This window comes from Streptomyces triticirhizae, from assembly GCF_003696235.1.
GTDB lineage: Bacteria > Actinomycetota > Actinomycetes > Streptomycetales > Streptomycetaceae > Streptomyces > Streptomyces triticirhizae.
Genome location: NZ_RFFJ01000266.1, coordinates 1 through 6,662, shown reverse-complemented (window position 1 = coordinate 6,662; position 6,662 = coordinate 1). Strand labels below are relative to the sequence as shown.

At 76.8% G+C, this 6,662-nt stretch carries 5 protein-coding genes and 1 pseudogene; 3 read left to right on the top strand and 3 right to left on the bottom strand.

Going from position 1 to position 6,662, the window contains the following annotated elements; genetic code table 11:
- Positions 1-94: 94 nt before the first annotated feature.
- Entirely contained in the window at positions 95-889 is a 795-nt protein-coding gene (locus EBN88_RS27650) for a hypothetical protein (RefSeq protein ID WP_122399775.1), read from the bottom strand.
- Positions 886-1,533 (bottom strand): hypothetical protein, encoded by a 648-nt coding sequence (locus EBN88_RS27645; protein WP_122399774.1) that lies wholly within the window; start codon positions 1,531-1,533, stop codon positions 886-888. Before EBN88_RS27645 ends, EBN88_RS27650 begins: the two co-directional genes overlap by 4 nt.
- Before the next feature lie 325 nt (positions 1,534-1,858).
- Here EBN88_RS27645 and EBN88_RS27640 point away from each other — a divergent pair, with 325 nt between their 5' ends.
- Positions 1,859-3,037 (top strand): macro domain-containing protein, encoded by a 1,179-nt coding sequence (locus tag EBN88_RS27640; protein WP_122399773.1) that lies wholly within the window; start codon positions 1,859-1,861, stop codon positions 3,035-3,037.
- Positions 3,038-3,082: 45 nt separating this feature from the next.
- Here EBN88_RS27640 and EBN88_RS27635 read toward each other — a convergent pair whose 3' ends face one another.
- Complete coding sequence (locus EBN88_RS27635; RefSeq protein ID WP_233581037.1) at positions 3,083-3,736, bottom strand: 4Fe-4S single cluster domain-containing protein; 654 nt, start codon at positions 3,734-3,736, stop codon at positions 3,083-3,085.
- A gap of 279 nt (positions 3,737-4,015) precedes the next feature.
- Here EBN88_RS27635 and EBN88_RS27630 point away from each other — a divergent pair, with 279 nt between their 5' ends.
- A complete protein-coding gene (locus tag EBN88_RS27630) occupies positions 4,016-6,343 on the top strand; it encodes a protein kinase domain-containing protein (RefSeq protein WP_122399771.1) in 2,328 nt (775 codons plus the stop codon).
- A pseudogene (locus EBN88_RS27625) lies at positions 6,340-6,662 on the top strand (hypothetical protein); the annotation flags it as partial. The gene EBN88_RS27630 and the pseudogene EBN88_RS27625, both read left to right, overlap by 4 nt.

The window sequence follows — 6,662 nt, the reverse complement described above, 5'->3', positions numbered from 1 at the left end:
GGGCGCGCGGCGGGCGCCCGGCGTCTGTGGCGCGCCGGTTCGGGCGCCGGATCGCGCGCCGGCGCGCCAGACGCGCCGGCGGCCACCGCCCGGGTCAGCGCTGGTACGTGGGGTCGACATCGGCTCCCACCCGCCCTTCCAGAAGTTCCGTCCAGAACGCGTCGAAGTCCGCGTAGGCGTCGGAGTCCCGGCTCAGCCGCATCCCGTAGCCGCTGGGGTAGATCGTGGCGCCGGACAACCCGTCGGGCAGCCGGCCGCGTTCGGCCAGGTCGTCGATGAGGGCGGCGCGGGACTCGGGGGTCGTCAGGTCCTCGTGCGGCAGCTCGAACGAGGAGTCGCGCTGCACGAAGTCGCTCACCACCAGCACCGAGAACGCCTCCCCGTCCTCGGGCGCCGCCGTGGAGACCCGGTCCAGCGCGCCGATGACATCGGACCCGGGGGAGTGTTCCCGCGCGCACTCCAGCAGTTCGAGGGCGCGTCCGCTGGCGACGGCGCGCTGGGCCGCCCGCAGCTCGTCGCGGTCGAGCGTGGCGTCCGCGTCCGGGTCGAGGTCCAGCGGCTCGGCCTGGCAGAGCGAGCCCTCCGAGGCGCGGGTGATGGGGGCGTACGCCAGCGTGCGGCACTCCCGGTCGGCCAGGAAGTCCGGCAGCGAGGACGCCAACTTGGCCTCGGCGTCGAACCCGTCGGGTGCCTCGCCCCCCGAGCCGGAGCCGTCGACCAGCAGGGCGCAGGCCGCGTCGTAGCGGTCCACCGAGGTGCCGAGCGCCTCCCCGAGCGCGCCACAGCCGGCGGTCGCGGCCCCGGCCACGGTCGCCGCCACGGCGAGCCCCGCCAGCCGGCGGGTGCGCCGGCGCGCGGCGAGCGAATGGCGCCTATGGTTTCCGGTCATCTTGAGCGACCCCTTCCCGAACGGGCGTCACGGCCCTGGACGTTCAACAGTTCGACGGCGCGGGCGGTGGCGGAGCCCTCGTCCTCCAGCGCCCACAGCCAGGCGACCGGCCGCTCCCAGCTCGCGTCCAGGGCGATCGGCGCGGGCGACCAGTGCGCCAGATAGGGCGGCGCCGGGTCCGGCACGTCCCGGTGGTGGCGGCGGACCGCGTCCCAGTAGCAGGCCACGCGCTGGTTGTACTGCTCGACGACGGCGGCCGCCCGGTGGCGGCAGACGTCCGCCTTGGAGCGCCACTCGCCGACCCGATGGCCGAAACACGCCAGTGCCGCCGGCGCCGTCAGCCCCAGGCGGTCGTAGTAGTCCGTCACCCGCACCGCCTCGGACCTGATGGCCGTCGCCAGCCGCCACTCCCGGTCCAGGAAGCGGGACCTGAGCTGCTCGACCGCGCGCGCCGCGCCCGCCCGCTGCTCCGCGACATAGGCGCTGACGGCGGCCTCGGGTGCCACCGGCGCGGCCCCCGGGGGCGGAACGTGCGGCAACCCGCGCCGCCCGTCGCGCCGCCCCCGGGCGCGCGCCCGTAGCCGCGCGCCCCCGCGCACCGCCGCAAGCCGGGCGGCGCGGTTCACGTTCTCCGTTCTGATCACGGCGAAGGCCCTCCTCTCCGGTGCATGGCGCGCCGGCGAATCGCTCCGCCGACGAAACGCTCCGCCGGCGGAAGCCGTTCGGCGAGCCGATGACGCGGCTCGATCCCGGAATTCCATGCGTGATAAGGAAGCGTCAGTCCTTTTCGGGCCGGAGGGAGCCGGAGAACGGAAAGCGCCCGGCATTCGACCGGCCTTCGCCCGGAAGGCACCCGCGCGGGCCGCCCCGCCCGGCGCGCCGGCGCCAGGGCCGGCCGCCAGAAGAACGGCCGGTGTGGGGAGTTGGATCGTCTCCCCGAGGCGCCGCGCACGCTCTATGTTGGTACGCATGGGTCTGGAATCGGAGTTGAGCCTCCCCGCGCACGCCGCGCTCGTCGAGGATCTGCGCGCGCTGCGCCGCCCCGGGTTGGCGAACGTGCGCGTGCTGGGCCTGCCGGCGCTGCGCGCGGCGGCGGAGACCTGCGGGTTGAGCACCGGCCCCGACGACGCCCCGGCCGGGATCGAGAACCTGTTGCGGCAGGCGGTGCGGCGGCTCGGCGACCAGGACGCCCTGGGGCGGGCGGCCGCCCGCACCTACGGGCTGGTTCCCGGACTGCGGGGCGCCACGGCCTTCGAACGCCGCAGGGCCGCCGCCGAGGTGGCGGGCGTCAGCACCGAGACGTTCCGCAGGCGCCAGGAGGTGCAGGTCGTCAACCAGACGGCGGAGGCGGTGCTGGTGCTCTGCCACGAGCAGGTGCGCCGGCGCAACGCGGGCGCCGGCGCGACGAGTTCGCCGGCGGGAGGCACGGGCGGCACGGGGGGCGCCGTGGTGCCGCCCGGACCGGTCACGGTCGCCATGGGCGACCAACGGGACGACGACGCACCGCCGTTCACCGTCGAGACCACGGTGGCCGACGCCCCCACCCCGTTCGTGCTGCATGTCTCGCCCGTTGACCTGCTGCGGGACGTGGACGTCATCGTCTCCTCCGAGAACGTCTATCTGGAGATGTCCAAGACCTTCTGGCCCACGCTCTCCGGCACGCTGCGCCGCGCCTGCGCCGTCCGGGACGCCTCGGGCGAGATCGTGGACGACGTGCTGGTGCGCGAACTCAACGCGTGGGTACGGCGGTTCGGCCGGCCGGGGCTGCCGGTCAGGCCGGGCACCGTGGCCCCCACCTCCTCCGGGGCGATGGCCGAGCAGGGCGTGCGGCGGATCTACCACGCGGCGGTGGCCGTTCCGTTGGCCGGCCGGGACGGCTACGAGGTGGCGCCCGCCAATATCGCGCGCGCCGTGCGGGAGGCGTTCGCGCTGGCGCGGGCCGAACGGGCCGCGTTCGACCCGCCGTTGCGGTCGATCTGCTTCCCGCTGATGGGGTCGGGCCGGGGCGGGGTCTCCGTCGGGTCCAGCGCCAGCTGGATCGGCTGGGCGATCCACGAGGAGCTGACCCGCGACCCGGACTGGACGGTCCATCTGGTCGTCCGCAACCGCGCCACGGCCAGGGCCATCGCTGACCTGCCCGACCTGTAGGAAGCGGGCATCGCGGCGCGGACGGCTCGTCGCGCGCCGGGGCGTTCACTCGGCGCGCCAGCTGGGCCGGGTCAACGCCGTTCCCGCCGCGCGTAGTCGGGCCTCCAGGGCGGCGAGCTGGCCGGGGCGCGGCACGCCGATCAGGGCGAGCGCGTCGTCGTCGCGGGGCGCGGCCTGGAGGGTCCGGCCGGCGGCGCGGCGCTCCCGGTGCGGGGCGTAGCGGGCGGCGCCCAACGGCGTTCGGGGGAGCAGCCGTTGATTGGCCGAGCCGCGCCAGGCGAGGTCGGTGGGGCGAGCGGCGACATAGCGCCCGGTGATCAACGCGTCCGCGTCTCGCACAGCCGCCTCCCGGGCCGGGTCGGCCGCCAACTCGCCCTCGGTGTACCCCGTGTAGACCAGCAGGTCGGCGGGCGCCTCGTCGCGTTCCCCGGCGGCGCCGGCCAACAGGGCGGCCAGCGCGGCGGGTTGGGTCAGCGGTTCGCCGCCGCTGACCGTCAGCCCGTCGGCGCCGGCGGCCAACGCCCGGCGCCACAGGCCGAGCAGGTGCGCGACGGTGACCTCCCGGCCGCCCTCGGGGTCCCAGGTGTGCCGGGACATGCAGCCGGCACAGGCCAGCGGGCAGCCCTGGAACCAGACGCCCAGCCGCCGTCCGGGGCCCAGCACCGTCACCGGAAAGTGCGTGGCGTTGATCCGCGCCACGACCCCCGGCGCGCGTTCCGTCTCCGCCGCCTGTTCCGTTTCCGGCGCGCTTTGCGCTTCCGGTGCGCTTTCCGTTTCGGCTCTCCGCCGGCCGACTCCGTCGCGTTCGCCGTCCCTCGTGCCCGTCATGGGCACACTCTTTCGCGCGGTTCCGCTATTCGTCCGGGGGCGCCCGGCAATCCGCCGGTTAACGCCCGGGAATGCACCGGGAACGGCCGCGCATTCTCGTTACGCTGCGATTCCCGGTCCGCGCACTTCGGGGAATGAGGGAGGGGCCGCATGACCGATGCGACCGAGACGGAGCAGGAACTGCCGGAGGACGCCGAGGACCGGCGCGACGCCGAGCGGCTGCCGCCGGCGCTGGCGGCCCGCTACCGGCTCACCGGCGTCCTCAGCCGCACCGGCGGGCCCGGGCGGGCGATCGTGCTGCGCGTGCTGAAGGTTCCCCGGGGCGCGGGGGAGGGGGCGCCGGAGGGCGGCGGCGACCACGTGTTCAAGTGGTACGACCGGGCGGCGCCGCCCAACCCGGACGTGCAGCACCTGCTGCGCACCACCCGGCTGCCGCACGCCACCCACCTCGCCGAGACCGGGCAGGCCGAGGGCCATCCGTACGAGATCGCGCCCTCGCACGGGGACACCGACCTGGCCCGCTACCGTCGCGACCATCCGGGCCCGGCGCCAACGGCGTTGGTGCGGGCGGTCGTTCGGCAGACCCACGCGGCGCTCGCCGCGCTGCACGCCCGGGGCTTCGTGCACCGTGACGTGACCCCGGCCAACCTGGTGCTGGGCTCGCTGGACCCGGCCGACCCCCGGCTGACGCTCGTCGACTTCGCCCTGGCCCAGCCGACCCGCGCCGAGCCGCGCCGCGCGACGGTGGGCGCGGGCGCCGGCTCGGGAGCGGGCGTGGGCGCCGGCGCCGGTCCTGGCGCGCGCGCCGGCGCGTGGCCGACGGAACGCGCGGCCTGGGGCGGCACGCTCCGCTATCTCTCCCCACAGGCCGCGCTCCAGCACCAGGTGATCCACCCCTCGGACGACTGGTGGTCGCTGGGCATGATCCTCGCCGAACTCGCCGGCGGCGCCCACCCCGTGCCGCACACCCACGGCGCCTATGTCCCCGTCGCGCTGTCCGCGGGGCCGCCCGACCTGTCGCTGGTGACCGAGCCCCGGCTGCGCGACCTCTGCCGGGGCCTGCTCACCCGCGACCCGGACACCCGCTGGGGCGCGGCCCAGGTCGCCGAGTGGCTGGCCGGCGGCTCGCCGCCGATCGACGGCCGCGAGTGGGCCGCGCCGTCCCGGGCCGCGCCGCCCGAGCCAGCGACGGAGCCGTTCCCGTTCATGGGGCGGGAGTTCACCGAGCCGGCCGAGCTTGGCCTGGCCCTCGACACCTACTGGCGCCAGACCGAGCGCGCCCTCGCCCGGCGCCGCACCCGCAACGCGCTGGTCGCCTGGCTGCGGCCGTTCGCCGACTCGCCCCGCTACGACGACGCCGACCGCGAGGAACTGGCCGCGTTGGCCGAGCTGTTGGAGAAGGCGCCGGCCCCCGCCACCCTCGTCCGGCTGGTCTCCTGGCTGGTCCCGACGCTCGAACCGACCTTCCGGGGCGAGGCGGTTGACCCGACCACGGGGCTGGCCGACCTCGCCGCCCGCGCCGAGGAGGAGGAACGCGCACTGTCGGTGGTCGAGGACCTCGCCCGCCACCCGGTGCTGCCCCTCCTGGAGTCCCGGCCGGGCGGCGAGGGGCTGGCCGGAGTCGACCGGGCGTGGCGGGAGGCGTTACGGCGCTGGCAGCCGGGCGTGGACGCGCTCTGCGCCGAGTTTCCCGCCCTGCGCCGGCGCCTGCGCGACCAGCCGGGGCGCACGGCCATGGACGCGCGCCTGACCGCGCAACTCCTGCACATATCGGCCGCCCCCGAGCGCTGCCGCGCGTTGCTGGACCGGCGCGTCACCGCCCGGCTGCGCCGACTCCCCGAGCCCGTCCCCTGGTACGGCTGGCTGGTCGCCGACCGCAACGACCCGCTGCGGCTGCTGCTCGCCGAGCGCCTCGGCGGCCTGGCCGAGAACGACGCCTGGGCCGCGCGCACCGAGCGGCGCGCGCGGGCGGAGGGGCGCCGGCGCGACGCCGACTATCTGCGCGCCGTCGCCTGGCTCAACGCCCAACAGCTGCCCGTCGCCCTCGGCTGGGCGGCGGCCGGCGCGCTCGCCGTGACCTTTCCCTGGGTCTTTCTCATCGGCGTCGCCGACGTCGCCGGGCTCGCCTCCCAGCGGAGCGTCGCGCTCGCCTGGGGCGCGGCGCCGCCCGGCTTCGCCGTGGTGCTCGCCCTGGAACTCCTGGTCGCCCGCCGCATCGGGGCGCTCACCTACCACCCCCAACACTCCCTCGCCGGGCGGCTGATCGACGGCGCGGGGCGCGCGGGCCGTTTCGCGCGCCGCCACCGCGTGCTGGGCGCGCTGGCGCTCACGGGGGCGCTCGCGCTGCTGATCGCGACCGTGACCGCCGCCGCCTGGCTGTGGCCGCTCGCCTCGGTGCTCGCCGTCGGCTGGTGGACCTGGCGCCGCCGGGGTGTCCCGGCGGCCTCGGCGGGTTCCGCCCGGGGGAGGCGGCCATGAGCGCCGGACTGGCCGTGCCGGACATCCTGTTCCTGGCGCCCGATGTCGCCTTTCCCGCGGCGGAGGCGGCCGGGCCCACCGTCCAGCTGCTGCCCTCGGCGGGCGAGGTCGGCGACGTCGGCGAGGTCGTCGCCGAGCAGCTGGTCGAGCTGGCCGGGGCCGCGCTGATCGGGCTCGGCGCGCTCAGCGGCGCGCTGCTGGCGACGCGCGCCGCCCTCGCCGGCACCCAGCTGCTCGCCGAGGCCGCCGTGCGCGCCGCCGAGGCGCAGCGGCAACGCGCCGAGGACCGCGAACGGGCGCGCTGCGTCGAGGAGTTGTG

Bases quoted from the DNA above. Each gene is read 5' to 3' on its own strand.
- EBN88_RS27650 (WP_122399775.1), bottom strand. From the start codon at position 889: ATGACCGGAAACCATAGGCGCCATTCGCTCGCCGCGCGCCGGCGCACC.
- EBN88_RS27640 (WP_122399773.1), top strand. From the start codon at position 1,859: ATGGGTCTGGAATCGGAGTTGAGCCTCCCCGCGCACGCCGCGCTCGTC.
- EBN88_RS27630 (WP_122399771.1), top strand. From the start codon at position 4,016: ATGACCGATGCGACCGAGACGGAGCAGGAACTGCCGGAGGACGCCGAG.